Source organism: Neorhizobium sp. NCHU2750 (assembly GCF_003597675.1).
Taxonomy (GTDB): domain Bacteria; phylum Pseudomonadota; class Alphaproteobacteria; order Rhizobiales; family Rhizobiaceae; genus Neorhizobium.
On record NZ_CP030829.1, the window covers coordinates 135,875 to 162,270 of the forward strand.

General features: G+C 60.6%; 22 protein-coding genes. 8 read left to right on the top strand and 14 right to left on the bottom strand.

Features of this window, described 5'->3' with window-relative positions:
- Positions 1-3 precede the first annotated feature (3 nt).
- Positions 4-798, top strand: a complete 795-nt coding sequence (locus tag NCHU2750_RS24780) for an IclR family transcriptional regulator (RefSeq protein WP_119944469.1) — start codon at positions 4-6, stop codon at positions 796-798.
- A 136-nt stretch (positions 799-934) separates the two neighbouring features.
- Here NCHU2750_RS24780 and NCHU2750_RS24785 read toward each other — a convergent pair whose 3' ends face one another.
- Both NCHU2750_RS24785 and NCHU2750_RS24790 read right to left on the bottom strand, forming a co-directional pair.
- On the bottom strand, positions 935-4,081 hold the full coding sequence (locus NCHU2750_RS24785; RefSeq protein ID WP_119944470.1) for an efflux RND transporter permease subunit: 3,147 nt from the start codon (positions 4,079-4,081) through the stop codon (positions 935-937).
- A 12-nt stretch (positions 4,082-4,093) separates the two neighbouring features.
- On the bottom strand, positions 4,094-5,287 hold the full coding sequence (locus NCHU2750_RS24790) for an efflux RND transporter periplasmic adaptor subunit (protein ID WP_349509038.1): 1,194 nt from the start codon (positions 5,285-5,287) through the stop codon (positions 4,094-4,096).
- Positions 5,288-5,706: 419 nt separating this feature from the next.
- Here NCHU2750_RS24790 and NCHU2750_RS24795 point away from each other — a divergent pair, with 419 nt between their 5' ends.
- The 5 genes from NCHU2750_RS24795 (at position 5,707) to NCHU2750_RS24815 (ending at position 11,509) form a co-directional block, all read left to right on the top strand.
- The gene (locus NCHU2750_RS24795) at positions 5,707-6,423 is read left to right on the top strand and encodes a response regulator transcription factor (RefSeq protein WP_119944471.1); all 717 of its coding nucleotides are present in this window, start codon (positions 5,707-5,709) and stop codon (positions 6,421-6,423) included.
- Positions 6,424-7,848: an ATP-binding protein gene (locus NCHU2750_RS24800; RefSeq protein WP_119944472.1), complete on the top strand. Its 1,425-nt coding sequence runs from the start codon at positions 6,424-6,426 to the stop codon at positions 7,846-7,848. It begins immediately after the preceding gene.
- A 78-nt stretch (positions 7,849-7,926) separates the two neighbouring features.
- Positions 7,927-8,976 (top strand): DmpA family aminopeptidase, encoded by a 1,050-nt coding sequence (locus NCHU2750_RS24805; RefSeq protein ID WP_119944473.1) that lies wholly within the window; start codon positions 7,927-7,929, stop codon positions 8,974-8,976.
- A gap of 21 nt (positions 8,977-8,997) precedes the next feature.
- Positions 8,998-9,864 carry a D-amino-acid transaminase gene (locus NCHU2750_RS24810; RefSeq protein WP_119944474.1) on the top strand — a complete coding sequence of 289 codons (867 nt, stop codon included), beginning with the start codon at positions 8,998-9,000 and terminating at the stop codon, positions 9,862-9,864.
- A 136-nt stretch (positions 9,865-10,000) separates the two neighbouring features.
- Positions 10,001-11,509, top strand: coding sequence for a hypothetical protein (locus tag NCHU2750_RS24815; protein WP_119944475.1), 1,509 nt, complete (start codon positions 10,001-10,003; stop codon positions 11,507-11,509).
- A gap of 14 nt (positions 11,510-11,523) precedes the next feature.
- Here NCHU2750_RS24815 and NCHU2750_RS24820 read toward each other — a convergent pair whose 3' ends face one another.
- From NCHU2750_RS24820 to NCHU2750_RS24850, 7 genes are all read right to left on the bottom strand, one after another.
- Positions 11,524-12,408, bottom strand: coding sequence for a LysR family transcriptional regulator (locus NCHU2750_RS24820; protein WP_119944716.1), 885 nt, complete (start codon positions 12,406-12,408; stop codon positions 11,524-11,526).
- Positions 12,409-12,477: 69 nt separating this feature from the next.
- Positions 12,478-13,986: a serine hydrolase domain-containing protein gene (locus NCHU2750_RS24825; protein WP_119944476.1), complete on the bottom strand. Its 1,509-nt coding sequence runs from the start codon at positions 13,984-13,986 to the stop codon at positions 12,478-12,480.
- Between the two features lie 102 nt (positions 13,987-14,088).
- The gene (locus tag NCHU2750_RS24830) at positions 14,089-14,832 is read right to left on the bottom strand and encodes an ABC transporter ATP-binding protein (protein ID WP_119944477.1); all 744 of its coding nucleotides are present in this window, start codon (positions 14,830-14,832) and stop codon (positions 14,089-14,091) included.
- The gene (locus tag NCHU2750_RS24835; protein WP_119944478.1) at positions 14,829-15,656 is read right to left on the bottom strand and encodes an ABC transporter ATP-binding protein; all 828 of its coding nucleotides are present in this window, start codon (positions 15,654-15,656) and stop codon (positions 14,829-14,831) included. Before NCHU2750_RS24835 ends, NCHU2750_RS24830 begins: the two co-directional genes overlap by 4 nt.
- A 3-nt stretch (positions 15,657-15,659) precedes the next feature.
- The gene (gene nikC, locus NCHU2750_RS24840) at positions 15,660-16,562 is read right to left on the bottom strand and encodes a nickel transporter permease (RefSeq protein WP_119944479.1); all 903 of its coding nucleotides are present in this window, start codon (positions 16,560-16,562) and stop codon (positions 15,660-15,662) included.
- Positions 16,559-17,572, bottom strand: coding sequence for an ABC transporter permease (locus tag NCHU2750_RS24845; protein WP_119944480.1), 1,014 nt, complete (start codon positions 17,570-17,572; stop codon positions 16,559-16,561). The genes nikC and NCHU2750_RS24845 overlap by 4 nt, the downstream gene beginning before the upstream one ends.
- Positions 17,569-19,167 carry an ABC transporter substrate-binding protein gene (locus NCHU2750_RS24850; protein ID WP_119944481.1) on the bottom strand — a complete coding sequence of 533 codons (1,599 nt, stop codon included), beginning with the start codon at positions 19,165-19,167 and terminating at the stop codon, positions 17,569-17,571. Before NCHU2750_RS24850 ends, NCHU2750_RS24845 begins: the two co-directional genes overlap by 4 nt.
- 207 nt (positions 19,168-19,374) lie before the next feature.
- Here NCHU2750_RS24850 and NCHU2750_RS24855 point away from each other — a divergent pair, with 207 nt between their 5' ends.
- Positions 19,375-20,412, top strand: a complete 1,038-nt coding sequence (locus NCHU2750_RS24855) for a dipeptidase (RefSeq protein ID WP_119944717.1) — start codon at positions 19,375-19,377, stop codon at positions 20,410-20,412.
- A 184-nt stretch (positions 20,413-20,596) separates the two neighbouring features.
- Here the strand turns inward: NCHU2750_RS24855 and NCHU2750_RS24860 are convergent, their stop codons facing one another.
- Entirely contained in the window at positions 20,597-21,517 is a 921-nt protein-coding gene (locus NCHU2750_RS24860) for a LysR family transcriptional regulator (RefSeq protein ID WP_119944482.1), read from the bottom strand.
- A 153-nt stretch (positions 21,518-21,670) separates the two neighbouring features.
- On the opposite strand from NCHU2750_RS24860, the gene NCHU2750_RS24865 reads away from it, so the two are divergent.
- Entirely contained in the window at positions 21,671-23,212 is a 1,542-nt protein-coding gene (locus tag NCHU2750_RS24865; protein ID WP_119944483.1) for an MFS transporter, read from the top strand.
- A gap of 33 nt (positions 23,213-23,245) precedes the next feature.
- Here the strand turns inward: NCHU2750_RS24865 and NCHU2750_RS24870 are convergent, their stop codons facing one another.
- The 4 genes from NCHU2750_RS24870 to NCHU2750_RS24885 form a co-directional block, all read right to left on the bottom strand.
- Positions 23,246-23,626, bottom strand: a complete 381-nt coding sequence (locus NCHU2750_RS24870; protein WP_119944718.1) for a ribbon-helix-helix domain-containing protein — start codon at positions 23,624-23,626, stop codon at positions 23,246-23,248.
- Positions 23,627-23,736: 110 nt separating this feature from the next.
- A complete protein-coding gene (locus NCHU2750_RS24875; RefSeq protein WP_119944484.1) occupies positions 23,737-25,302 on the bottom strand; it encodes a GMC family oxidoreductase in 1,566 nt (521 codons plus the stop codon).
- The gene (locus NCHU2750_RS24880; RefSeq protein ID WP_245480512.1) at positions 25,299-25,820 is read right to left on the bottom strand and encodes a hypothetical protein; all 522 of its coding nucleotides are present in this window, start codon (positions 25,818-25,820) and stop codon (positions 25,299-25,301) included. The genes NCHU2750_RS24875 and NCHU2750_RS24880 overlap by 4 nt, the downstream gene beginning before the upstream one ends.
- A gap of 38 nt (positions 25,821-25,858) precedes the next feature.
- Entirely contained in the window at positions 25,859-26,254 is a 396-nt protein-coding gene (locus NCHU2750_RS24885; RefSeq protein WP_119944485.1) for a VOC family protein, read from the bottom strand.
- Positions 26,255-26,396: the final 142 nt, after the last annotated feature.

The window sequence follows — 26,396 nt, forward strand, 5'->3', positions numbered from 1 at the left end:
TGAATGACAATAGACAAGACAACGGCAACCACCGAAAAGGCCGCTGTGCAAGGCACTGCGGCTTTCTCCAAATTCATGACGATCCTTCAGATCGTCAGTGATTCCGATGAACCGCTGACCACCGCGGCGATTGCCAAACTGGCCAATCTGCCGCGCCCGACCGCGTATCGGATCATTGCTGCCCTGCTGTCCGAAGGCATGCTGGTCGAGAACACCAGCGGCCGGCTTGGCCTCGGGCCGAGGCTGATCAGCCTCGCTGCACGCAGCTTCGAGCGCTCGGATATCCGCACGACAGCCCGGGGACCGCTCGAGACGTTGCGTGATACGGTCAACGAGACGATCCATCTGGCCGTCAATAGCGGCGACGAGATGGTTTACATCGACAAGCTGGAATCCAACAGGCCGGTCAGCATGCGCTCGCGCATCGGGACGCGGGTGCCACTTTATTCGAGTTCTGTTGGAAAGGCGTGGCTGTCGACGCTTCCGGAAACTGAAGCTACGAAAATAATCGCGACGCTGAGCTTCGAGGCGAAGACCGAGCATACGGTCTCCGGCGTGACCGCATTGTCGACGCAGTTGGTTGATGTTCGCCGGCGCGGCTATTCTCTCGATCTTGAAGAGAACGAGGCTGAAATCTGCTGCTATGGTGTGCCGATCGTTGCCGGAGAGGGTGAGGCTATCGCCTGCATCAGCTGCAGCATTCCGCGTTACCGCTTCGAAACACTCCCTGCTGACAGCATCGTGTCGCACATGAAAGCCTGCGCGGCCGAAATTGCCATGCAGGTCAGGCGGACCTGAAACACACCGATATTCGCTTATGCCGAAGCTTTGGCAGATGCGAGATCCGGCAAGGCTGGCCTTTCCCTATTCCCCATACGACCTGCGGCCCGCGCTTTCGCTAACGGGCCGCAGGGATAGTCATCAAGCCGTTTTCTCAAGCGTGCTTCTCTTCAGTCGGACCACCGTCCTCATCATCCTTGGCCGCGGACGCACCCTTGAAAACACGTCTGACGGTCACGAACAGAAGAGGGATGAAGAAGACGCCGAGTACGGTGGCCGAGGTCATGCCGCCCATGACGCCGATACCGATCGAATTCTGGCTGCCCGAACCGGCACCGTTGGCGATCGCCAGAGGCAGAACGCCGAGGATGAAGGCGAGCGACGTCATCAGGATCGGGCGCAGGCGCTGACGTGCAGCTTCCAGGGTCGCCTCGACCAGACTGAGCCCCTTCCTCTGCTGTTCGATGGCGAACTCCACGATCAGAATGGCGTTCTTTGCCGCCAGACCTATCGTCGTCAGAAGACCGACCTTGAAATACACGTCGTTGCTCTGGCCGAACACGGTGGCCGCCAGCAGCGCACCGAAGATACCGATCGGCACAGACAGCATGACTGCGAACGGAATCGACCAGCTTTCGTAGAGTGCAGCAAGCGCCAGGAATACGATCAGGATGGAGATCGCGTAGAGCTGGGTTGCCTGATTGCCCGATAGTTTTTCCTGTGCCGAGAGGCTCGTCCACTCATGTGAAAAGCCCGGTGGCAGTTGGGTCATCAGCTTGTCGATCTCCGCCATTGCGTCGCCGGATGACACGCCGGCGGCAGCGGCACCCTGAATTTCGACTGCAGGAGAGCCGTTATAGCGTTCCAGACGCGGCGAGCCGAAGGTCCAGTGGCCTGTAGCAAATGCCGAGAAGGGGACCATGTCGCCGTCCGTGTTGCGGACATACCAGCTGTCGAGATCGCTCGGCTGCATGCGGAACTGATTGTCGCCCTGAACATAGACCTTCTTGACACGGCCACGGTCGATGAAGTCGTTGACGTAGCTGCTGCCCCAGGCCGTCGACAGCGTTGTGTCGATATCCGCGAGATTGAGGTTCAGCGCGCTCGCCTTCTCCTCGTCGATCTCGATCGAATATTGCGGTGTGTCTTCCTGGCCATTCGGCCGGGTTCCGACCAGTTTCGTATCCTTGCCCGCAGCGCCAAGAAGCATGTTGCGGGCCGCCATCAACTGTTCATGGCCGGCATTGTTCATGTCCTTGATATAGAAGTCAAAGCCAGCGTTGTTACCGAAGCCCGGGATAGCCGGTGGCGTCAGAACGAAGATGCTCGCATCCTTGATCTGGGACAGCGCAGCACGCGCACGCGCAGCCACCGCCGGTGCCTTGAGTTGCGGATCGGTCCGCTTGTCGAAGTCGGTGAGCTTTACAAAGGCAAGTCCGACATTCTGTCCCTGGCCGCCAAAGCCGAAGCCCGACACGGCCATGACGCCGACCACATCCTGCTTTTCCTTGTCGCGGAAATAGCTGGTAATTTCACTTAGCACCTTGTTCGTCCGGCTGGCCGTTGCGCCGACCGGCAGCTGTACGCTGGCGATCAGGATGCCCTGATCCTCTTCCGGGAGGAAGGAGCTCGGCAGGCGATTGAACAGAAACCCGACGCCAACGCCGATCAGGACAAAGACGACCAGGAAGATCGGCCACAGCTTGATAATCGCTCCGACGCCCCGCTGGTAAAGATGCGTGCCGCGATCGAAGTTGCGGTTGAACCAGCCGGAAATGCCACGCTGCTTGGCACCGTGCTTGTGCTTCTTGAGAATGGTCGCGCAGAGTGCCGGCGTCAGAATAAGGGCAACGATCACCGACAGGATCATGGCCGACACGATGGTGACGGAAAATTGCCGGTAGATGACGCCGACTGACCCCGAGAAGAACGCCATCGGGATGAAAACTGCCGACAGAACCGTGGCAATGCCGATCAGCGCCCCGGTGATTTCCTCCATCGACTTGATCGTCGCCTGGCGCGGCGACAGGTTTTCTTCCTCCATCACGCGCTCGACATTCTCCACCACGACGATGGCGTCGTCGACGAGAAGGCCGATGGCCAGCACCATGCCGAACATTGTCAGCGTGTTGATCGAATATCCGAAGGCCGCAAGAATGCCGAATGTCCCCAGCAACACGATCGGAACGGCGAGCGTCGGGATCAGGGTGGCGCGGATATTCTGGAGGAAAATGAACATCACGACGAAGACGAGGATAATGGCCTCGAACAGCGTCTTGACGACGTCCTCGATAGAGAGCTTGACGAAAGGCGTCGTGTCGTAGGGGTAAACCACTTCGACATTGGGCGGCAACGTCGATCTGAGAGAATTGATCGAATTCTCCACCGCTTCGGCTGTATCGATAGCATTCGCACCTGAAGCCAGCATGATCGCCAGGCCGGCGGATGGGGTGTTGTTGTAGGTGGTAGACGCAGTATAGCTTTCTGCGCCCAGCTCCACACGGGCGACATCGTTCAATCGAACCAGCGAGCCGCCGCTGTTGCTCTTCAGAATGATATTTTCGAACTGCTCCGGTGTCTGAAGGCGGCTTTTGGCCGTCACCGATGCATTGAGCTGCTGACCTTTGACAGCCGGCAACGCGCCGAGCTGGCCTGCTGAAACCTGGGCATTCTGCGCTTCGATCGCCGATGTCACGTCTGCGGTCGTCAAAGAGTACTTGTATAGCTTGTCCGGATCGAGCCACACGCGCATGGCGTAACCGGCGCCGAAGAGTTGCGTGTCGCCGACACCCGGAACACGCTTGAGAGTGTCGTTCAATGTCGAATTGACGTAGTCGGCAAGGTCGTTGGCCGTGAGCTTGCCATCGGTCGAGACGAAGCCGATGACCATCAGGAAGTTCGATGTCGACTTCGAGACCGTTAGCCCGGTTTGCTGAATGGCCGTCGGCAACTGGGCTTCGACGAGTTGCAGTTTGTTCTGCACCTGCATCTGGGCGGTATCGGGATTGGCCTTGTTGTTGAAGGTAAGCGAGATCGATGCCTGGCCGGTCGATGTCGAGGTCGCCGTCATATAGTCGAGATTATCGAGCCCGGTCATGCCCTGCTCGATGACCTTCGTCACCGAATTTTCGACCGTCTGTGCATCGGCACCGGAATATGTACCGGTAATACGCACGGTCGTCGGGGCGATCTGCGGATATTGCGAGATCGACAGGTTGAAGATCGAAAGTGCACCCGCCAGCATGATGATGATGGCAATGACCCAGGCAAAGATCGGCCTGTCGATGAAAAAACGCGACATGGTCGGTCTACCTCAGTTCGTGGAGCCGGTTACGGCGCTCTTGTCGGTACCGTCTGCCATGCCCTGTTCGGTGCTGCCGGACTTGGCAATCTCGCCCGTCTCGGCATCGATCGTAACCTCGTCGGCCGTCACGTCCTGTCCGTCGCGGACGCGCTGGACGCCCTCGACGATCACGCGGTCGCCGTCCTTTATGCCGTCGCGAACCAGCCAGCTATTGCCGACATTGCGAAGCGTCGTGAGCACGCGCTGCTGCACCTTGCCGTCAGCAGTCACGAACATCGCCGTCGGCTGGCCCTTGGTGTTGCGCGTCACGGCCCGCTGCGGCACCAGGAAGCTGTTTTCGGCCACGCCTTCCTCGATCGAGGCGCGGACATACATGCCCGGCAAGAGAATGCGGTCCGGATTGGGGAAGACCACTCGCACCGTGACTGTGCCAACCGTTTCCGCGACGGCGGATTCGAGGAATTCCAGCTTGCCGACCTGATTGTAGGACGATCCATCCTCCAGCGTCAGGTGTACGGAGACGTTGTCGCCCGCCGTCTTCAGGCGGCCTTCGGCAACTGCCTTGCGGAATTCGAGAAGATTGGTGCTCGACTGGGTGACGTCGACGTTCATCGGCTCGAGCGTGCGAATTGTCGTCAGCGCTGTGGTCTGGTCAGCGGTAACGAGTGCGCCGACAGTCACTGTCGAGGCATCGACCCGCCCGTCGATAGGTGCCCGGATCTTGGTATAGCCGAGATTGATGCGGGCAGATTCGAGTGTCGCCTTTGCCGCAGCAACATCCGCATTGGCCTGAACCAGCGTAGCGCGGGCATCGTCGAAATCCTGCTTGCTGACTGCGCTATTGACGCTCAGTCCGGTATATCGATCAAGCTTGGCCTGGGCGCTCGGCACGGCACCCTGTGCTTTCTGCAACGCGGCCTCGGCGCTGTCGTAGGTTGCCTGATAAGTGGCGGGATCAATTTCGTAGAGAATGTCGCCCGAGTGGACCTCGCTGCCTTCCTTGAAGTTCCTCTTGAGGATGATGCCGCTGACCTGAGGACGGACTTCAGCGATCAAGGAAGCAGATGTACGGCCAGGAAGCTGGGCGGTGATCGCCACCGACTTCGGATGCAGTACGGTGACGCTGACCTCCGGCTTTACGGCCGCAGTTGCCGGCGCCTGGTTCTTCTCCTGACAGCCGTATAGAACTAGGCCCGTCGCCAACAAGACCGGGAGGACACGAGCGATCCGGAATGAGTTCGATTGATGTCTCACGCTTCACTTACCTTCATCTCTGCCTTTGCTGCAGCAAGGCACCTATGGGGATGTGGTTTGATGCGCAGCTTCCTCCCGAGTCGCGCCTCTGTCCAATCCAATTCTCTTTTGACGCTGCCCGCCATCGTCCTGTAGTGGGTTCCCATTCGCCCGGTTCAACCGGAAGGAATGGTCAGGCCCCAAAAAAGGCGGCGATAGCAGGCAACGGACCTCATTCATGGGTCTAGCCGGAAAATGTCGCAAGGATTTTTGCAATTTGTAATGAATTGTCGCACCGCATGAACGGCTCGCTCAAATCGGTACAAAAGATTACATTTCTGCGGATTTCCCGCAGGTCTGTGTGTGTTAGAAGGTTCGCAGAGGAAGCCATGGATCACAGCCCACACATTCTGGTCGTCGATGATCATCCCGAAATTCGCGAGCTCATCAGTGACAATCTCTCTCGCCAGGGCTTCAAGGTCACGGAATTGCCGAGCGGTCATCATCTGCTTGACCAGCTGCGCTCGACGCGTTTCGATGCCATCATACTCGACGTGATGATGCCCGGACCCGATGGCTTCGAGCTATGCCGCAACATCCGCAAGACCGATCAGGTCCCCATTCTCTTCCTGACGGCGATGGCAAGCGAGACGGATCGTGTCGTCGGCCTCGAACTCGGTGCCGATGACTATATCGTAAAACCCTTCAGCTCGCGGGAACTGGTAGCGCGTGTCAAAGCGATCCTGCGCAGGACAACGGACCGGCCAGCGGCGAGCGATCAGACGCCTGTGTCCGATCTCGTCAGGTTCGACCGATGGACGCTGAACAGCAGCCAACGTGAAGTCACGGATGAGACGGGTGTCGCCATCATCCTGAGTACGGCCGAATACCGCCTTCTTGAGGCGTTCCTTCAATATCCCGGCAGGGTGCTCACGCGCGACCAGCTTCTCGATATGACGGTGGGAAGAACCGCATCGCCGATCGACAGAAGCATCGATAATCACATCAGCAGGCTTCGCAAGAAGCTTGAAGTCGACCCCAAGAAGCCCAGGTTGATCCAGACACACTGGGGCGGCGGCTATCGCTTTAACGGGCGCGTGAACTGAATGAAACGCTGGTACCGCAGCCTCGTCGGGCAGCTGATCGTGTCGCTCATCCTGACGGTATTCGTTTCGCAGGTTCTTGCTTTCGGCCTTATCTGGCACGACAGGATCAAGTCGTACAAGGAGAACGCCGAAAGCGATTTCTTCAACCGGACGAAGATCCTGTCAAAGCTGCTGGTCACCGTGCCGCCCGAACTGCGTGACGGCGTGGCGGCTGCCGGCGCGGGCGAGCGCACGCGCTTCTGGATTTCAGAACATTCGCCGATTGAGGATACGCAATGGAGCAGCAAGCTCGTCAAGGCCGCGAGCCAGACGCTGTCGAACAGCGGCCCCATGCACGATACCGCCTATCAGATGGTGGCCAAGGCGAATCTCGACTGGCATTCCCGTAACGGCGACCTGCCACTCTCCGCTGCCGTCGTGATGAGAACCGATTTTCCGCAGGATTCAGGGGTTGGTGTTTCCGTCAGGATCAGCAACGCTGCCTGGCTCAATGCGGTCTACTTCTCCCCTCTCGGAAACCCGGTTTTTTCTCTGCAATTGCCGGTGACGATCGGCATCGCGTCGGCATTGGTCGTCGTCATGGGCATTGTCATCGCCCTGAGGATTGCAAGGCCTCTCCGGCATCTGGCATCGGCGGCCGACGCGATCGGAAGGGGGGATTTCTCGACCGACCTTCCCCGCTCAAGGTCCGATGAAATCCAACGGCTCACTTCCGCCTTCGACAATATGCGGACCAGACTTCAGCGCTTCATCGACGATCGAACGTTGCTTGTGGCGGCTGTCGGACATGATCTGCGCACACCGTTGACCGCGCTGAAACTGCGCGCCGAGCAGATCGAGGACGAAGCCCTCCAGCAAAAGATGATCTACACGATCGACGAGATGCGGGACATCACGGATGCTGTTCTCACCTTGTCGCGCGAGGGGGCTGACGGCGAGCCAACGCGCGCCGTAGATCTTGCATCATTGATTGCCAGCCTCTGTGACGACCTGAGCGACATCGGCCTGAGCGTCAACTTCGAGGACGCGCCGCGCATAGATTACAGTTGCCGCCCGGCGGCGTTGCGCCGGGCTATCCGCAATCTGATAGAGAATGCCGTCCGTTACGCCGGCCATGCCGAGGTTTCGCTTGCATGCGGAGGCGGGGAAATCCTCATTATGGTAAGGGACGAAGGCCCCGGGATCGACCCTTCCAAGCTTTCCGACGTGTTCATTCCGTTCTTCCGTATCGAGGCTTCCCGTAGTCGCCAGACCGGCGGCGCTGGCCTGGGTCTGTCGATTGCCCGAATGATCATCAGGCAGCACGGCGGCGATATCAAACTCACTAACACCGCATCCGGCCTCGAAGCCGCCGTTCATCTTCCAGGCGACATCAGGGATTGCGATGTCCACGCCGGGAATACGGCTCTTGCAAAGCCGGTATGAAACTATTCCGTTTTTATCGTGTCGATTCTGCATTTGCTGAAGTAGTCTGCGGTTGATTTCGATATCGGAACCAATTCAATGACTTACGAAAGTCGGGCGCGGCTGCGCTCGCTCGGCATATCTGTCGGGCACTATCAATCTGGCACACTGAATGCGATTACCGATGTTGCGGGCGTTGCGGTCGGTCATGTCACCTGTGTTGAAGGCGACAGGACCCGCACCGGCGCCACAGCAATCCTGCCGCATGCCGGCAACCTGTTTCAGGACAAGGTGCCGGCAGCACTTGCCGTCTTCAACGGCTTCGGCAAGTTTGCCGGATCGACACAGATCGCCGAACTCGGCGAGATCGAGACGCCGATCCTGCTCACCAACACGCTCGGCGTCGGGCGCGCGATCGAAGCGATCAACCGACATACGCTGGCACAGGACGGCAACGAGCATGTCGTGTCGCTCAACGCCGTTGTCGGCGAGACCAATGATTCCCGCCTCAATGATATCCGCGCCGCCCGCCCGAGCGTCGAGGAAATGGCTGGTGCACTTGCGGCGGCAAAGGGGGGACCGGTCGAAGAGGGCGCCATCGGCGCCGGTACCGGCACGGTCGCCTTCGGCCTCAAGGGCGGCATTGGCACGAGTTCGCGTCTGGTGAAGGCCGGCGGCGGCGAATATGTGATCGGCGTACTTGTTCAGTCCAACTATGGCGGCAAGCTGTCCATCGCCGGCAGGCCTTACGAGGCGGACGGCGCCCATGACAAGGACGGCTCGATCGTGATGATCGTCGCCACCGACGCGCCGCTCTGCTCCCGCAATCTGAAGCGCCTGGCCGAGCGTTGCTTTGGTGGCCTGGCGCGCACGGGTGCTGCCCTCAGCAATGGTTCCGGCGACTACGCCCTGGCATTCTCCACCGCCGACGAGGTGCGGCGAACACCGGAGCGCCGCAAGGCAGTCGCCAACTATCCGGTCCTTTCCAATGACGCCGTCTCTCCGCTGTTCGAGGCCTGTATCGAAGCAAGCGAGGAGGCGATCCTCAACTCGCTGACGATGGCGACCACCACGCACGGTTACAATGCCGCAACGGGCAAGCCCTCGACCATCCACGCCATTTCGCTCGACGCGCTCAAACGCCGCTGATTTTACAAGTCTGGAGTTTCCATGCCTGCTGCAACGCCCCGCACCGTCTATCTCAACGGCACCTTTCTGCCCGAGAACGAAGCCCATATCTCGATCTTCGATCGCGGCTTTCTGTTTGGTGACGGCATCTATGAAGTGACCGCCGTTCTCGACGGGAAACTGATCGACAGCCCGCTCCATATGGCGCGCCTCGAGCGCAGCGTGCGCGAAATCGGCGGCACCTTGCCGATCTCGACCGACGAGATCGTCGCAATCGAAAAGCGCCTGATCGAAGACAACAGGCTGACCGAAGGCGTCGTCTACCTGCAGTACACTCGTGGCGCCGAGGACCGTAACTTCCTCTATTCGGAAAATCTGCAGCCGACGCTGCTTCTCTTTACCCAGGCAAAGACGCTGGAACATGTCGCCGCCGTCGAGAAGGGCCTGAAGGTCAAGGTCGTCCCGGATCAGCGGTGGGAACGCCGCGATATCAAGACCGTCTGCCTGCTGCCGCAGGTTCTTGCCAAGCGTATCGCCAAGGCAGGAGGCTGCGACGAGGCATGGATGGTCGAAGACGGGTTCGTGACCGAAGGCGCCTCCTCCACCGCCTATATCATCACCCATGACGACAAGATCATCACCCGCGCCAACGGCAATGCCACGCTGCCGGGCTGCACGCGTCTTGCCGTGCTGGATCTTGCCCGCGAACAAGGCCTGACCATCGAAGAGCGGCCTTTCACGGTTGCAGAAGCCATGGCCGCGCGCGAAGCCTGCCTGACCAGCGCTTCCAACTTCATCGTGCCGATCACTGTGATCGACGGAAAGCCGGTTGGCGACGGCAACCCCGGCGCGATGTTCAAGCGCCTGCGCGTACTCTACATGGAAAATGCCCGCAGAACCGCCGTGTGACAGGGTCTGGACGGCCAAAGGACAGATTGGCACAAGCGCCGCCGCCTAGACCAGATCCCGGTCGGCGGCGACCTTTTTCCCTTTGATGCCGAATAAGATTTCATGCCGCCGATCCTATTGAGATCGGGATATTTTCATGCAGGCAGTCGCGGCGTTCGACGATCGTTTCATTGAAGACAGCAAGACAGAGAATGCGCTTGCATCGGTTGCACTGGCCTTGGCGACCGGCGGCGACCGGCGGATATTTGCCGATCCCGTTTCCGGCCGAAACCGCTATGGAACGCGCGTCACGCCCGCCGAGGCAGAGGTCTCGTTCGCGTCGACAACGGCAAGCAATATTTCCTCAGCCGGCTTCCGTGCAGCCGGTGAAGCTCTGGCGCGGCTGATTGCGCCCGGTCATCCCGGCATCGCCGGACTAGGCCAATGGTTCCAGGACATCAGACACCGTATGGCCGGCGGTCTTGGCCTGTCGCAGACCGACATTGTGCTGGCCGCATCCGGCACGGATATCGAGCTCATTGCCATCGCGTTGGTCACGGCTCTTTCCGCTCGCCCGATCACCAATATCGTCATAGCACCCGACGAGACCGGCAGCGGCGTGCCGCGCGCGGCCACCGGATGCCATTACTCTGATCTTACCGCACTCGGCGACGACGTTCTTGCCGGGGCGGCAATCGAGAACATGCCGGTCTCCCGGATCGAAACCCGGTCTGTCCCGATCCGGGATGCCATGAGCCGGGCACGCACGGCGCAGGAGATCGATGGCGAGGTCATCGATATCGTCGAGCGAGAGCTCAAACGTGGTCGCGATGTACTCGTCCATCTGCTCGATACGTCCAAGACCGGGCTTTCAGGCTTGACGCGAGATGCCGCGCGGCATGTGGCAAGGCTTGCACCTGGCCGCGTGTGGGTCATCGTCGATGCCTGTCAGTTTCGCTGCTCCTTCGCCACCATCCGGCAGGATCTCGCGGACGGTTTCATGGTGGCGATTACCGGCTCGAAATTCCTTGCCGGACCGCCCTTCGCAGGCGCGCTCCTGCTGCCGGCAGCACTTGGTTTCGAACTGACGGCGACCGGTGACCTGCCATCCGGCCTGCAGGCCTATTCGGCCGCGCAGGACTGGCCGGCACGGGTGCGCACGGCAATGAAATTTCCCTTCCGTCAGGAAGCCAATATCGGGCTTGGTCTGCGCTGGGTCGCAGCATTGGAGCATCTCGACGGCCTCAGCGCTATCGAAGACGTGCGGCGGAAAGCGGTGAAGGAGGCCATTCTCGGTCGGATGCGAGCAAGGGTCGATGCATCGACCAGCATATTCCTGCATCCGGAAGACGACGGCGACCATCTGGCAAGGAGTGCCATTCTGCCCTTCTCTATCCGCAATCACCCCGGCGGACTAGCGAACTTCGAAAAAGCGCAGGCCATTCACGCGGCCCTGAGAGATGCCGATTGTGGTCCGGTTTGCCATATAGGGCAGGCGGTACGCCTCGGCGAACGCGCGGTGCTGCGCCTGTCGGTTTCGGCACCGGACGTGATTGGCGTTGCCGGCAGACTGGCGGCAGGCGGCGATCTGGCCCAGGCGCTGCAACCGCTTGAAGCGCGGCTGGATGTCCTATTCGACAAGCTTGATCGTGTGCTTTCGTCCTAATCGTTCCGGCGCGATCATGCGCCGGGCAAGAGATCCCAGATCCGCTTGACGATCGGCCTGCGGTTTTCCTTCGACCGGTAGAGCCTGATCTCGACCTGCAGATCCCATTCCGGATCGGCGGCACGGGTGAGCCGTCCGGCCGCGATCTCGGCAGCGACGAGGCTTTCCGGTATCCAGGCAATTCCCCAGCCCGCCATCACCATGGCCTTGAGCCCGACCGAATGGCTGCCGACATGAACCCGTTCGTCGGGGGGCAATCGGTCGGACAGGGCGCCGGCCACCAATTGTCCGAAGAAGGATGTCTTCTGATAGCTGACATGGGCAAAACCCGGTTCGATCCGGTGTTGCGGTCCGCCTTCCGGGGCAGGGGCACTGACCGGTATGATCGTCTCGGCGCCCAGCGTGTGATGTTCGAACTGGGGATCGAGCAGCATCGGTACGTGCAGGTTCTGGTAGGTCAGCAGGAAATCGGAATCGCCATCCACCAGCGAATTGAGATTTTCCTCCATGCTGCCGGAATCGGGGCGCATGTGGGATGTGATCGGCCCGAGTTCATTGCTGAGCCGCGTCAGCCATGCGGGAAAGAATGTGAAGGACAGCGTATGCAGCGCGGTCAGCGTTACCTTGCGGGCATCGTTGCCGTCTTCGTGCTGCAGGTTGCGGCGAGCGTGATAGAGTCCCTGCAGGGTCTGCTCGGCAACCGGCACGAACCGCTCTCCGGCCTCGGTCAAGCGTGAGGGGTAGGTGGCGCGATCGATCAGGCTGGTGCCGACCCAGGCTTCCAGCTGCCGGATCCGCCGGCTGAAGGCCGACTGGGTGACATGACGCTCTTCCGCCGCCTTGGAAAAATTGAGCGTCCCGGCCAAAGCCAGGAAATCCTCAAGCCATTTGACTTCCACCACGAGCTCCAATTCGAGACCGACCGCATCAGCCGGTCTTCCTTTGGGACTATTGATGGAAAAATGCAATCATCCGGCGCGGTGATATTCGATCATCCGCGCACGCGACAACACCAGCTCGACACGCGTATCGGTGAGGACATGCAGGCAAACCCGCTTCGTCCACGGCCCATCCTTCAGCGTGAATAGAAAACGCCCGCCGCCAAGTACTTTGAGCGGCATGCGGTGTCGGACGGGGCCGACGCCCATGATGACGGTATCGCCATCGATTTCGAACATGGCTCCTTCATCGGAGAACCAGCGGCCGGAAAGCGTGGCCGGAACCCCCGTATCGACGGCAGGCCGAAGGCGGCGAGCCGGATGACCGATCTGGCCGACAATGGCCTCGCCATCCATTTTCAGGCGCATGGGCGAGGAGGCGGAGAAGGAGGAAACATAACCGTCTGTGTCTTCGTAGACAGTCTCGTCCGCATCGAGCCAGGTGACGGTCGAGCCCTTGACCTCGGCCCAGAAGGTGCCGGTCTCGGTGACGTAAAGGCCATCCGTCAGCGCAGAGGAAGGGACGGGCAGGGGAAGGTCGAGGAGCGCTGCCATGCCCTCCTGGGCAATCTTGTTGCCATTGGTGTCCTCGCGGTTGGAGACGACGACGAAGCCCAGCCGGTTTTCCCGATCGAGCAGGAAATAGGTCTTGTAGCCGGGATGCGATCCGCCGTGACCGGTGAACTGCCGGCCGCCCAGAATGGTGCGGCGCAGGCCAAGCCCGTAACCGCTCTCGCGACCGTCCGAGAGCGCACGCGGTGTGGCGAGGCGATCAAGCGTGCCGTCGAAGGGGGCGTTGCCCGAGAGCAGCAGGCGCAGCCAGTTGGCAAGGCTTGCGGCGCTGCCCGTCATGCTGCCGGAGGCGGAGATATGCAGGCCGGCGGCGGACAGCTGCCACTTTTCGCCGTCATGCCAATAGCCGGGGACGAGACCGGCAACGGCATCGTTCCAGACATCGGGGGCATCGAGCACCGCACCGGCCCTGGCGCCCGCATCGCGGATGAAGTCGCGGAAGAACAGGCCCTTGCGCTCAAGCGCTGCCTCGACCAGCCGATAACCCGTATTGGAATAGGAAACCTCGGTGCCGGCCTCGTAATTCAGGCGTCTCTGACGCGCGAGAAATTCCAGGAGCGGACCAGCCTTGGTCTCGGTATAGACCGAGAGGCCAAGCAGCGACAGGCATTCGCGCGTGTCCGGCAGGCCGCCGCTCATATCGAGTGCCCGGCCGACGGTGACGCTTGCCATCGGCTCCTGAAGCTTGGGAAGATGCTGGCCGAGCTTGTCGTCGAGGGAGATGGCCTCGGGATGTAACAGAACCATCGCGCAGAAGGCATGCTTGGTCACCGAGGCGTAGCGAACCACCGTATCGGCGGAGAAGGGGGCCATGGTCGAGAGGCTCTCGACGCCGCCGACTTCGGCAAAACGGATGCCGCCCGCGTCGAAGCCGATCACGGCACCACCGGGCTCTGCGGCCCCCCAGCTGCCAGAAAATTTCTTGACGGCCTGTTGCGCCCTGTCCCAATTGGTCGTGATCGACATCTCGTTTCTCCGAATAGCACCCGAAAACCGGACCCGGGTCCGCCAACCATCGCCGCACATGTCCGGAACCGCTTGCAGGTATCCGGCCAGTGCGCGCGAGTATCAGGCCGGTTCTTCGAGTTCCACACTCAGACTGCGCAACTCGCGAGTGTGAGCGTGATTGACATTGCCGAGCCTCAGGTTCTCGGCGGTGACCTGTTCAACCATGTTGCCATCGATCATCACGCCCACCTCGGTGCAAAGATGGGTGATGACGCTGAGATTGTGGCTGACCATCACATAGGTGAGGTTCCGCTCTGCCCGCAGATCGGCCAGAAGGTTGAGAATTTCCGCCTGAACCGACACGTCGAGCGCCGAGGTCGGCTCGTCGAGCAGCAGCACCTCCGGCTCGGCAATCAGCGCGCGGGCAATCGCGACACGCTGGCGCTGGCCACCGGAGAGTTGGTGCGGATAGCGGAAGCGCGCGGTCTGCGGCAGGGCAACGGCCGACAGCACCTTGGCGATCCGCTCGTCGATATTGTCCATGCCGTGAACGAGCGGCAGTTCCGACAGGATGCGGTCGATCGTCTGGCGCGGATGCAGCGAGCCGTAGGGGTCCTGGAACACCATCTGCACCTTGCGGAAGAAGGCCGGCGGGCGCTTCAGCGGGGCGTTCTCGCCGGAAAAGGCGATACGGCCGGACCAGTCGTTGTTGAGGCCGGCCATGGCGCGCAGGACGGTGGATTTGCCCGAGCCGCTTTCGCCGACGATGCCGAAGCTTGCGCCCTTGGCAACATTGAAGGACACGCCCTTGACGACTTGCTTGTCACCGAAGGAGATGCGCAGGTTGTCGATCTCGATCGTCATTTCAGCCACTCCGGATCACGGGTAAGGACGGGCAGGCGCTCCTTGGGGTGCATCAGCGACGGCATGCAGTTGAGCAGGCCGCGCGTATAGGGATGCTGCGCGGAGAGCAGGTCCGACGCCTTCAGTTCTTCCATCACATGGCCGGCATACATGACGGCGACGCGATCGCAGAAATGCGAGACGAGCGGCAGGTCGTGGCTGATGAGAAGCAGACCCATGCCGCGTTCCGAGACCAGTTCCTCGATGAGGCGCAGGATTTCGGCCTGAACCGTGGCATCAAGCGCCGAAGTCGGTTCGTCGGCGATCAAGAGTTCCGGATCGGGCGCGAGCATCATGGCGATCATGACGCGCTGGCCCATGCCGCCGGAGACTTCGTGCGGATAGGAGCCTGCTACCTTTTTCGGGTCGCGGATCTTTACCTGTTCGAGAAGGTTGATCGCAGCCTCAAGGGCTGCCCGCTTGCTGCCGCCCTTGTGGGTGCGCCATGCTTCGGCAACCTGGCTGCCGATCGTCTTGACCGGGTTCAGCGAATATTTCGGGTCCTGCAGGATGAAGCCGGCCCGCTTGCCGCGGATCGTGCGCATCTGCTTTTCAGACGCCGAGCGGATGTCGATGCCATCGAATTCCAGCTTGTCCGCCTCGATGACGGTCTGGGTGGGTAGAAGCTTCATCAGTGCGCGTGCGGTGAGGCTCTTGCCCGAGCCGCTTTCGCCGACGATGCCGAGCTTTTCGGTGCCGAGCTTCAGCGATACGCCCTTGACTGCCTGATTAAAGCCGGTGCGCGACTTGAAGCCGATCTTGAGGTTTTGAATATCGACCAGCATCCGTCAGTTCCCCTTCGGATCCAGCACGTCGCGCAGCGCATCGCCAAGGAAGTTGAAGGCGAGCGAGACGAGGAAGATGGCAATGCCGGGGATGGCTGCAACCCACCATTGTTCGAAGATGAAACGCTTGGCGGTGGCGATCATCGCACCCCATTCCGGCGAGGGCGGCTGTGCGCCCATGCCGAGGAAGCCGAGCGACGCGGCGGTGATGATGATCGATGACATGTCGAGCGTGACACGGACGATCAGGGTCGGCACGCAAAGCGGCAGGATATGGCGGAAGATGATGCGCCAGGATGATGCACCGGTCAGGCGATAGGCGGCGATGAAGTCGCTGCCGCGCACCGTCAGGGTTTCGGCGCGCGCCATGCGGGCATAGGGCGGCCAAGCGGTAAGCGCGATGGCCAGCACGGCGCTTTCGATACCCGGCGTCAGCGCAGCGACGAAGGCCAGCGCCAGAACGAGGCGCGGGAAGGCGAGGAAAATGTCGGTGATGCGCATCAGGATCATGTCGACGATGCCGCCGAAATAACCGGCGATGCAGCCGATGGCGAGACCGATCGGCGCAACCAGCACGACGACGGCGATGACCATGCCGAGCGTGACGCGGCCACCATAGACGAGACGCGAATAGATATCGCGGCCCAGTTGGTCAGTACCGAACCAGTGCTGCGCGCTTGGCGCAGCAAGGCGGTTGCCGAGATCCTGGACTGCCGGATCATGGGTGGCGAGCAGCGGCGCAAGGATGGCAATGGCGATAAAGGCGAGAATGATCGTCAGGCCGACCATGCCGAGCAGGTTGCCCCGAAGGTTCAGCCAGATGCGATACCGGTTGCCCCAGGCGGCCTGTCGGCGCGAGGACGGGCTTTCATCCAACGCCCAGTTTCGGAAGGTGGCGATCATCATTTCACCCGTGGATCGAGGACGCGGTAGAGAATGTCCGCAATCAGGTTGAGGCCGACATAGATCAGGCCGATCAGAAGTGTGGTGCCGATGACCGGGTTCATGTCCGCATTCATCAGCGACGTGGTCAGATACTGGCCGATGCCCGGCCAGGAGAACACGGTCTCGGTGACGACCGCGCCTTCAAGGAGACCGGCATAGGTCAGTGCGATGACGGTGACGAGCTGGACGGCGACCGTCGGGAACGCATGCCCCCAGATGACCTTGGTCAGCGACAGGCCTTTGGCGCGGGCGGTGATGACATATTCGCCCTTCAACGCATCGATCATGAAGGCGCGCGTCATGCGGGCGATATAGGCCATCGAGAAATAGGCAAGGATGATGACCGGCTGGGCCATATGCGCCAGCGCATCCCAGAAGGCACCGACATCACCGGCAATCAGCGTATCGATCGTCAGGATGCCGGTGACCGGGTCGATCATGCCGTCATAGATGATGTCCTGGCGGCCGGGGCCGGGGGCGATACCGAGCCAGGAATAGAAGATCAGCAGCGAGATCAGCGACAGCATGAAGACCGGCACCGAATGGCCGGCAAGGCAGACGACGCGGATCGCTTGGTCGGTCAGCGAGCCTTGGCGGACAGCGGCCCATACGCCGAGCGGAATACCGATCAGGGCCGCCAGCAGCAGTGCTGCGGTGGCAAGCTCGAAGGTTGCCGGGAAGAAACGGGCGATATCGGTCGAAACCGGGTTCTTGGTCAGGACCGACATGCCGAAATCGCCATGCGCGATCTGGTTCAGGTAATGCAGGAACTGCACCGGAATGGGCTGGTCGAGGCCCATTTCAGTGCGCACGCGACGAACGACATCCTCGGGAGCATTGTCGCCGACGGCAGCGATGACTGGGTCGACCGGCATCACCCGGCCGATGAGGAATGTCAGGACAGTCAGGCCGAACAGCGTCAGGAAGACGCTGCTCAGCGTTGCTGCAAGGCTCTTGAAACGTCTGTTCACGCCTTGCTGGTCTCCAGGTAGGAATTGCCTTCCGACAGGACGCCGAGCTGGAAGCCGTTGACTGTCTTGCGGCAGGCAGCCGTCTTCGTCGTCTGGAATATCACCGCGAACGGGCTGTTCTGCATGAAGTCGCGCTGCAGGACCCCATAGAGTTCCAGGCGCTTTGCCGGATCCTTCTCGTCGCGGGCAGCTTCCGCCTTGGCAGTAAACTCGTCGCTCTTGAAGCTCGAGCGCCAGGCGAAGGACTTGTTCTTGGCGTTATCCGAATTGTCCTTGTTGATGCAGAAGACTTCGGCATTGGAGTTCGGATCGAAATAGTCCGTGCCCCATGCGGACAGCGCCATTTCGTGCTGGCGGGCACGCATCTTGGTCAGGACCTGCCTGTTTTCAGCCGACTGCAGCTTCACGCGGATGCCGATTTCAGCAAGGTTCGCCTGGATGGCCTGGGCGAGATCCGGATAGGGCTGCGCCGAATAATGGTCCATGGTGATGTCGAAGCCATCGGCGAGGCCGGCCTCGGCCATCAGTGCCTTGGCCTTGGCAACGTTCTTCTGGAACGGCGTATCGCTGACCGTGCCGGGGAAGCCTGCCGGTTCCATGCTCTGGTGGACGGCATGGGTCAAGGGCACGATGTTCTTCTGCATGCCCTCATAGTCGAGCGCCCATTTCACCGCCTGCCAGACCTGCGGCTTGGCAAGGTTGGCATTGTTCTGGTTGAGCGAGATCAGCACCAGCGAGGCAATCTGCTTGCGGACCATGGCGATGTTGTCGTCGGACTGCAGCGCCTTCAGTTGTTCGGAGGTCAGGTCACGGGCAATATCGACATCGCCCTTCTGCAGCATCAGCATCTGCGACGACGGATCGACGACATGGCGGATGATGACGCGCTTCAGGTTACCCTTGTAGGGGCCATGCTCGTTGAGCGTCAGGGTGATGCTTTCGGACGCCTTCCAGGCCTGCAGCTTGAACGGGCCGGAACCGGCGCTGTTCTTCTGCAGCCAGGCATTGCCGAAATCGCCATTGGCTTCGTTTGCGAGAACCGTCTTCTTCTCCACGATCGCGCCGATATTGGCCGACAAGCAGAACAGCAGGAAGGAGATCGCGGTCGGCTTTTCGGTCGTAAGCGTGACAGTCTTTGCGTCCTTTGCGACGATGCGTGCCTCGACATTGTCGGCAGTAAAGCCGAACTGGCTGATGATGAAGGCCGGGCTCTTGTTCATCTTGATGGCGCGCTGCAGCGAGAAAGCCACGTCGTCAGCCGTGACGTCCGCGCCGGAAGAAAACTTGGCATCGGCGAGCTTGAAGGTGAACACCTTGTTGTCGGCATCGGCCTCCCAGGATGCAGCGAGCACCGGCTGGACCTGATCGGGATTGTCGCTATTGGCGCGCACCAGCTTCTGATACATGTTGCTGATCATTTCGCCGCCGACGGCCTCGAACCCCTCATGCGGATCGAGGCTGGTCATGTTGTCGAGCTGCTGGGCAGCGACGAGAATATCCTTCGGCGTGGCGGCAAAGACGGTTTCGGCCAGATCGAGATAGGACAGGAAGGGCAGGGCTGCGCCGCCGATCAGAAAGTTGCGTCTTGATACCATCGCTATATTCCCCTTGAACGACCGGACCGGCAGAGGCGGATCCGGCAAGATTTTGCCGCAAAAAGATGCAGGCCTCTTATCAGTCGCTAATTCGAGCGACCAATTCCGTTTTTCGAAACCGTTATGCGCGGTTTGCATTTGCTGCCGTGGCGTGGTGGACATACGGATACCAGACATCCCGAAGGCATCCGCAGGACACATCAGAAAATGCTGAACAATTCGCTCCCGATCTTCGATGGCCATAACGACGTGTTGCTGCGCCTGCGCCGCAGCGCAAGCCCTGATCCGGCGAAGCGTTTTCTTCAAGGCGAGGATGTGGGGCATATCGATTTGCCGCGCGCCCGCGCCGGCGGTCTGGCCGGTGGTCTCTGCGCCGTCTACGTGCCCTCGCCGAGCATGACCAAGGATGCCAATGGCGACTTTCCGAGACCCGAACAGCCATCAGCGCTCAACGAAACGCTCGCCATGGCGCGGCTACTGTTCGATATCGAGGCACAATCGGATGGCGCAGTGACGGTATGCCGCAGCGCTGGCGACATTCGCCGGTCGATCGAGACAGGCAGTTTTGCCGCCGTCTTCCATATCGAGGGCGCCGAAGCCATCGCCGGAGATCTGGATGCGCTACACGTTCTGCATCAGGCCGGCCTGCGCACGCTTGGTCCGGTGTGGAGCCGTCCGAACATCTTCGCCTATGGCGTGCCCTTCCGCTATCCATCCTCGCCGGATATCGGCCCAGGCCTTAGCGACACCGGCAAGGACCTGATCCGCGCCTGCAACGAGCTGAAGATCATGATCGACCTGTCGCACATGAACGAAGCCGGATTCTGGGATATCGCCAGGCTTTCTAAGGCGCCGCTCGTCGCCTCGCATTCCAACGTGCATGCGCTCTGCCAGCACAGCCGCAACCTGACCGATCGCCAGCTTGATGCGATCCGCGACACGGGAGGCCTTGCCGGCATCAATTTCGGCGTGCTGTTCCTGCGCGACGACGGGGTCAAGGATCCGAATACCAGCCTCGACCTTCTGGTGCGCCACGTCGCCTATATCGCCGAGCGTATCGGCATCGATCACGTGGCACTGGGCTCGGATTTCGACGGCACGACCATTCCGGCCGAGTTGAAGGATGCAAGCGGCCTGCCGCGCCTTGTCGATGCACTGCGTCGCCACGGCTTCAACGATGCCGAACTCGCCAAGATCACCCACCAGAACTGGATCTCGGTACTGGAGCGCAGCTGGACGGCATGATGCCGGGGCGACTGTCCGGAGATAGCTCTTTCGCCCATGTTCAACGATTGCCTCGAGCGCCCTATTCGACGTGGCATCAAGCATGGCCTCCACAATTCGCGAGGAAGATCAGGACAGGGCGCATCTGGTGAGCCCCGCTGAAGCGCGGCGGCATGACAGATCGGCACAGGCCCGCCTGTCGGGACTATCGTCCTTTCGGCGTGAGAAATGTCAGATCCGCGGTCAGAAGGCGTTCGCTGGCGAAATCGACGAAGACCCGCACCTTGGGAGATAGATGACGGTTGGACGGCCAGACCAGATGAAACCTTGCCGGGCCATCCAGATAATCTCCGAGGATCGCCACCATCTGGCCATTGGCGATCGGGGATTTTGCCAGGAAATCCGGCATGCAGCCGATTCCGAGACCGCTGATCGTCGCGCCGCGCAGGGCCTCCATGTTGTTGCAGGTGATGACCGTTCGTGGCTTCGGTTCGCCTTGATCCGCCGGTGACGAAAATGGCCAGTCCTGAACCTTGCCGCTATTGGGGAAGCGGAAGCGAATGGCCAGATGGTTCTCCAATTCGCGTGGATGCTGGGGAGTGCCAAACCGCTCAAGATAGGACGGAGCCGCACATAGCGCCATCTGAAACGGCCGGATGGATCTCGACATCAGCCTCGAATCGGCCAGATCGCCACTGCGGATGGCGACGTCCACGCCTTCCTCGATGAGATCGACGATGCGATCGGTGAAATCCAGATCCAGTTCGACCTCGGGGTAGAGGGCAACGAATTCCGGAATGAGCGGCAGAAGCAGATGGTAGCTGACCAATGGAATGCTGACCCTCAGTCGCCCTCTCGGAGCGCTGACGGCCTTGGCAAGGGAAGCCTGGGCATCATCGAGATCATCAAGTATGCGTCGGCATCGCTCGTAGAAATCCTTGCCTTCTTCTGTCAGTCGCAGGCTGCGCGTCGACCGCTGAAACAGCCTGACGCCAAGCTGCTTTTCCAGACCGGAAACGGATTTTCCAACCGCCGATGCCGATATGCCCAACAGCCTTGCAGATGCTGCGAAGCTGCCGCGATCGGCCGTTCGAACGAAGGCCGTCAGGCCATTCCATTGATCCATCACAATCTCATTCGATCGTTTTGATCCGGAATACCCGGAACATCAGGGCAATAATCTTTCTGATCCAAAAAATATATCTGCAATGACGGCGCGTTGTCCACCGACAGCCTGCGGCAACCCACGCCAGTTCCTCAATCCTTATCGGCGGATATCATGGATAAAATTGCTCTCGAAAAGCCTCGGCCTCTGGCGACGCGTCTCGTCATCCTCTTCGCGATCTGCTGCTCTTCGGCGGCCATGCCGCTTACCTTCACGGGACCTGCAGTCGCGCTCCCGGCCATCAGTCGCACGCTCGGCGGAGACCCCTCCGCGCTTGCCTGGGTTACCAATGCATTCATGCTCACCTTCGGCAGCACGCTGATGGTGTTTGGCGCGCTTGCCGACACCTATGGCCGCAAGCGCGTCTATCTGCTGGGCCTCGGAGCCTTCGGGTTGTTCTCCGCCGCGCTTGCCTTCACCCCGACGATCGCACTGTTCGATGTCCTGCGCGCGCTTCAGGGCTTCGGCGCGGCGGCGGCCTTTGCAAGCGGCATGGCTTCGCTCGCTCAGGAATTCAGCGGGACGGCCCGCATGCGGGCCTTCAGTCTGGTCGGCGCGAGCTTCGGCGTAGGATTGGCTTTTGGCCCCATCGCTTCAGGCATGATGATCCAAGCACTCGGTTGGCCCGCCATCTTTGCTCTGGTTGTCGGATTGGCGGGTATCGCGCTGCCGCTTGCCGCGCTCTTTCTCCATGAAACCCGTAATCCGGAAGCCTCGTCACTCGACTGGATGGGGGCGGTTTCATTCACGCTTGCCCTGACGCTGTTTACCTACGCCGTGCTGCGAGCCCCCGGACAAGGCTGGTCGGATCCTGTCGTCATCCTTGCGCTTCTTGGCGCCGCATTGCTGATGCTCGCCTTTTATCGTGTCGAGCGATCGGTGAAGCAGCCTATGCTTGATCCGACCTTGTTCCGGTATCCGCGCTTCGTCGGCGTCCAGCTTCTGGCTGCGGCGCCGGCCTATGCTTTCGTCGTTCTTCTGGTGCTTCTCCCCGTCCGCTTCGTCGGTATCGAGGGCATGGATGAAGTGGCCGCCGGCAAGCTGATGATTGCGCTGTCCGGACCCCTTCTTCTGCTTCCCATCCTTGCGGGCATGCTCACCCGCTGGCTTTCGGCTGCCGCGATCTGCAGCATCGGCCTGTTGATCTCGGCCATGGGTCTTTTCTGGCTGAGCCGTATGCCTATCGGCACGCGGGCATGGGACATCAGCTGGCCGCTTCTTCTGATCGGCATCGGTATCAGCCTGCCTTGGGGGCTTATGGACGGCCTCGCCGTCAGCGTCGTTCCAAAGGAGCGCGCGGGCATGGCGACGGGCATATTCAGCACCACGCGCGTGGCCGGCGAGGGCGTGGCACTGGCAATCGTTACCGCAATCCTCTCTGCCCTGACACAGCACAGCCTGCCGGAAGGTTCGGGCATGCACACGGCCATGGCCGCACAGCGCCTGGTCACCGGCGACCTTGCCGGCGCGGCAACCGCTCTCCGGCTCATGTCGGAGGCCGCGATCACCCAGCGCTACGGCGAGGCTTTTTCCGCGCTGCTGCTAATCCTGGGTTCCGTGACCATCGTGACCGCAATCTTTGTCATGCTGTTTCTGCGCAAGGACGATGGCAACAGCTCCGACGATCTTGCCGAATGCTCCGCCGCACATGTTTAGATGACATGGGATAACCGGATTGCAGATGGCCCGTCAATGCTGACGGGGCATCGATACTCTTCTGCTCACCTGCTCGCCGCGCAACTTGGTCTCGGCGGTCAGGATCTCATCGGTCGAGAGAAGATCGTTTCTGCCGTTCGGCAGAAGTCCCTTGAGCTGCAGATCGATATAGCGCAGGCAGCACACCCTGAGGAAAGAGGTAAAGTTTCCGAGGTCGTGCCCCTCGTCGATCGACTCGTTATAGAGCTGGTGAAGAAGTTGCGGCACGTTCATGTCGTCGCGCGCGGCGATTTCGTCGAGAACGGTCCAGAACATGTTCTCCAGCCTAACGCTGGTAACCATGCCATCCATGCGCAAGGAACGCGTCTGGCTCTCCCACATGCTCGAGTTGGCCCCGATGAATAATCTGCACACGGCTGTCTCCTCCACTGCCACGCTCCCTCTCGCCAAAGGTAGGACATGCGAGATGCTTGGAAAGGGGCCATACGATCACGGCCCCTTGATTGCTTCAAGGCTTGGGCGGATCAGATCGTACCGGCCTTGAGTTCCCTCGACAGATACTCGGCCTGGCGGATTGCCAGCGCCACGATGGTAAGTGTCGGATTGGCAGCTGCCCCGGTCGTCATCTGCGAACCGTCCGAGACGAACAGGTTCGGCACGTCATGAGTACGGCCCCATTTGTCGACCACGCCATCTTCCGCCTTGGCACTCATCCGGCAGGTGCCGAGATTGTGTGTCGACGGATAGGGCGGTGTCCGATGCGAACCCGTGGCGCCGACGGCCTGATACAGCTTTTCGGCATGCTCGTAGGCATAGTTTCGCATGGCCACATCGTTGGGATGATCATCGAAATGGACATTGGCGACCGGCAGGCCGAGATTGTCCTTCACAGCATCCGAAAGCGTGATCCGGTTGGAGGCCTGCGGCATGTCCTCGCCGACGATCCACATCCCGGCCGTATTGTCATAGGCGTCCATCAGGGCCGCAAAGTCCGGTCCCCAGGCGCCCGGTTCTGCAAAGGCGGCCAGGAAGGACGGTCCGAGCGCGATCGTCTCCATGTAGTAACCGCCGACGAAGCCGCGTTCCGGCTTGTGGGAGGATTCATCGGCAATGATCCCGGCCATGGTCTCGCCGCGATACATGTGCACCGGCTTGTCGAAGCGGGCATAGACCGAGCCGGTCATGTGCCGCATGTAGTTGCGTCCAACCTGGTCGGAGCTGTTGGCGAGCCCCTTCGGGAAGCGGTTGCTCTCGCTCAGGAGAAGCAGCCGCGGCGTCTCGATCGAGTTGCCGGCGACGCAGACGACACGGGCTGCCTGCTGATGCAGCTTGCCATGTTTATCAGCATAGACGACCGCATCGACCTTGCCCGAAGCGTCGTGAGTGATGCGCACGACATGGCTTTCGGGGCGCAGGTCCAGAAGACCGGTTTCCAGCGCACGCGGGATTTCGCGCACCAGCGTGCTCCATTTCGACTTGTTCTTGTCGCCCTGGAAGTTGAACCCGTCCTGGATCGATGCCGGACGCCCGTCATAGGGCTCCGCATTGGTCGCATAGGGGCCGGTCGCATACATCTTGTAGCCGACGCGTTCGGCACCGTTTGCGAAGACCTTGTAGTTGTTGTTGGCAGGCAGCGCAGGCCGCCCGTGCCGATGGGTGGAGCCCATCGCCATCTCTGCCTTGTCGTAATAGGGCGCCATTTCCTCCAGCGTGATCGGCCAGTCGAGAAGGCTTGCCCCGGCGACATCGCCGTAGGTGGTGCGGGCCTTGAACTCGTATTCCTTGAAACGTGGCGTGGCACCCGACCAGTGGGTCGTCGTACCGCCGACGGCCTTGACGATCCAGGCAGGCAGGCTCGGGAAGTCGGTGGCAACCCGCCAGGAGCCGCTCGTCGTGCGCGGATCGAGCCAGGCCATCTGGCGGAAGGCCTCCCACTCGTTGTTGTGATAGTCCTCGTTCTTCAGATAGGGACCGGCTTCCAGCACGACACAGGGAATGCCGGCCTTTGTCAGTTCATAGGCCAGCGTACCGCCGCCCGCACCCGATCCGATAATGACGACTGCCTTTTCATCGTTGGCGATCTTCTTCATTGGCCTGCTCCTGCATATTCGTCGATCCGTGGGTCGGGCAGCCAGTCGAGGTCGTTGAAACCGCGGTGGATATAACCGCCCTTGTCGAAGCTCGGACCTTCGTAGCCGAGCACCTTCCAGACTTCCGGGTCGTCGTAGAGAGTGGTGACGGTGGTTCCCTTCACCAGCTTGAAGAAATCGGTCGTGTCGATCGACTTGAGCTTGGCATAGGCAGCCTTGTCATCGAGATCCATGAAGCCATCATCCTGCAGTTCACGCAGCGATGCCAGGAAGGCGATCTTGTCGGCGGGCGTCTTGGCCGCAGCCTTGAACACCGCATCGGCGGTGCGCGCGTAGGGGCCATCGGCAAAATTTTTGTGGGGGAACATCACCCGGATCATGCGGACAAGGATCTTCTTGGCCGAACTGTCCTCTTTGAGGTCCAAGGGCAGCCCGGCCATGGCGACCTTGGCGAAGCTGGAAGCCATCACCGTCGCCGTGGCGCTGCCGATGAGAAGTCGTCTTTTGGTAGTCTCCATTATTTCCTCCCTAATGGACTTGGTATTTCAATGCGTGGTCAGAGATAGCGCCCCTGTTTCTGGATGACCTCGATCTGGTAACCGTCGGGATCCTGGACAAAGAAAAAGCGTGCGACGAGTTCATCGCCGTTCTTGAAGTCGACCAGTTTGCGTGGTGCAAAACCCGCTTCAACGAAACGTGAATGCTCCGCCTCCAGGTCGTCGACGACGAAAGCGGCATGGCCGTAGCCATTGCCAAGATCGTAGGGCTCGGACCTGTCCTTGTTGACAGTCAGTTCGAGCTCGAACGTGTTTTCGGCATTTGACAGATAAACCAGCGTAAATGTCTCGAAATCGAGCCTGTCGGCCACTTTCAGGCCAAAGGCGCGGCCGTAGAAGTCGACAGAGCGCGCCTCTTCCAGAACCCGGATCATGCTGTGAACGAACTTAGCCATATTCCTCCCTCGTTGCTGCTCCTCGAGGCAAACTATAGGGATGGAAAAACGTTGCGGGTATTATTTGGATACTACCTGCACGATTTTGCTACAGGATAGTGTCGTGATGCTGGGACATTGCCTTGACATGAGGCGGGGCTGC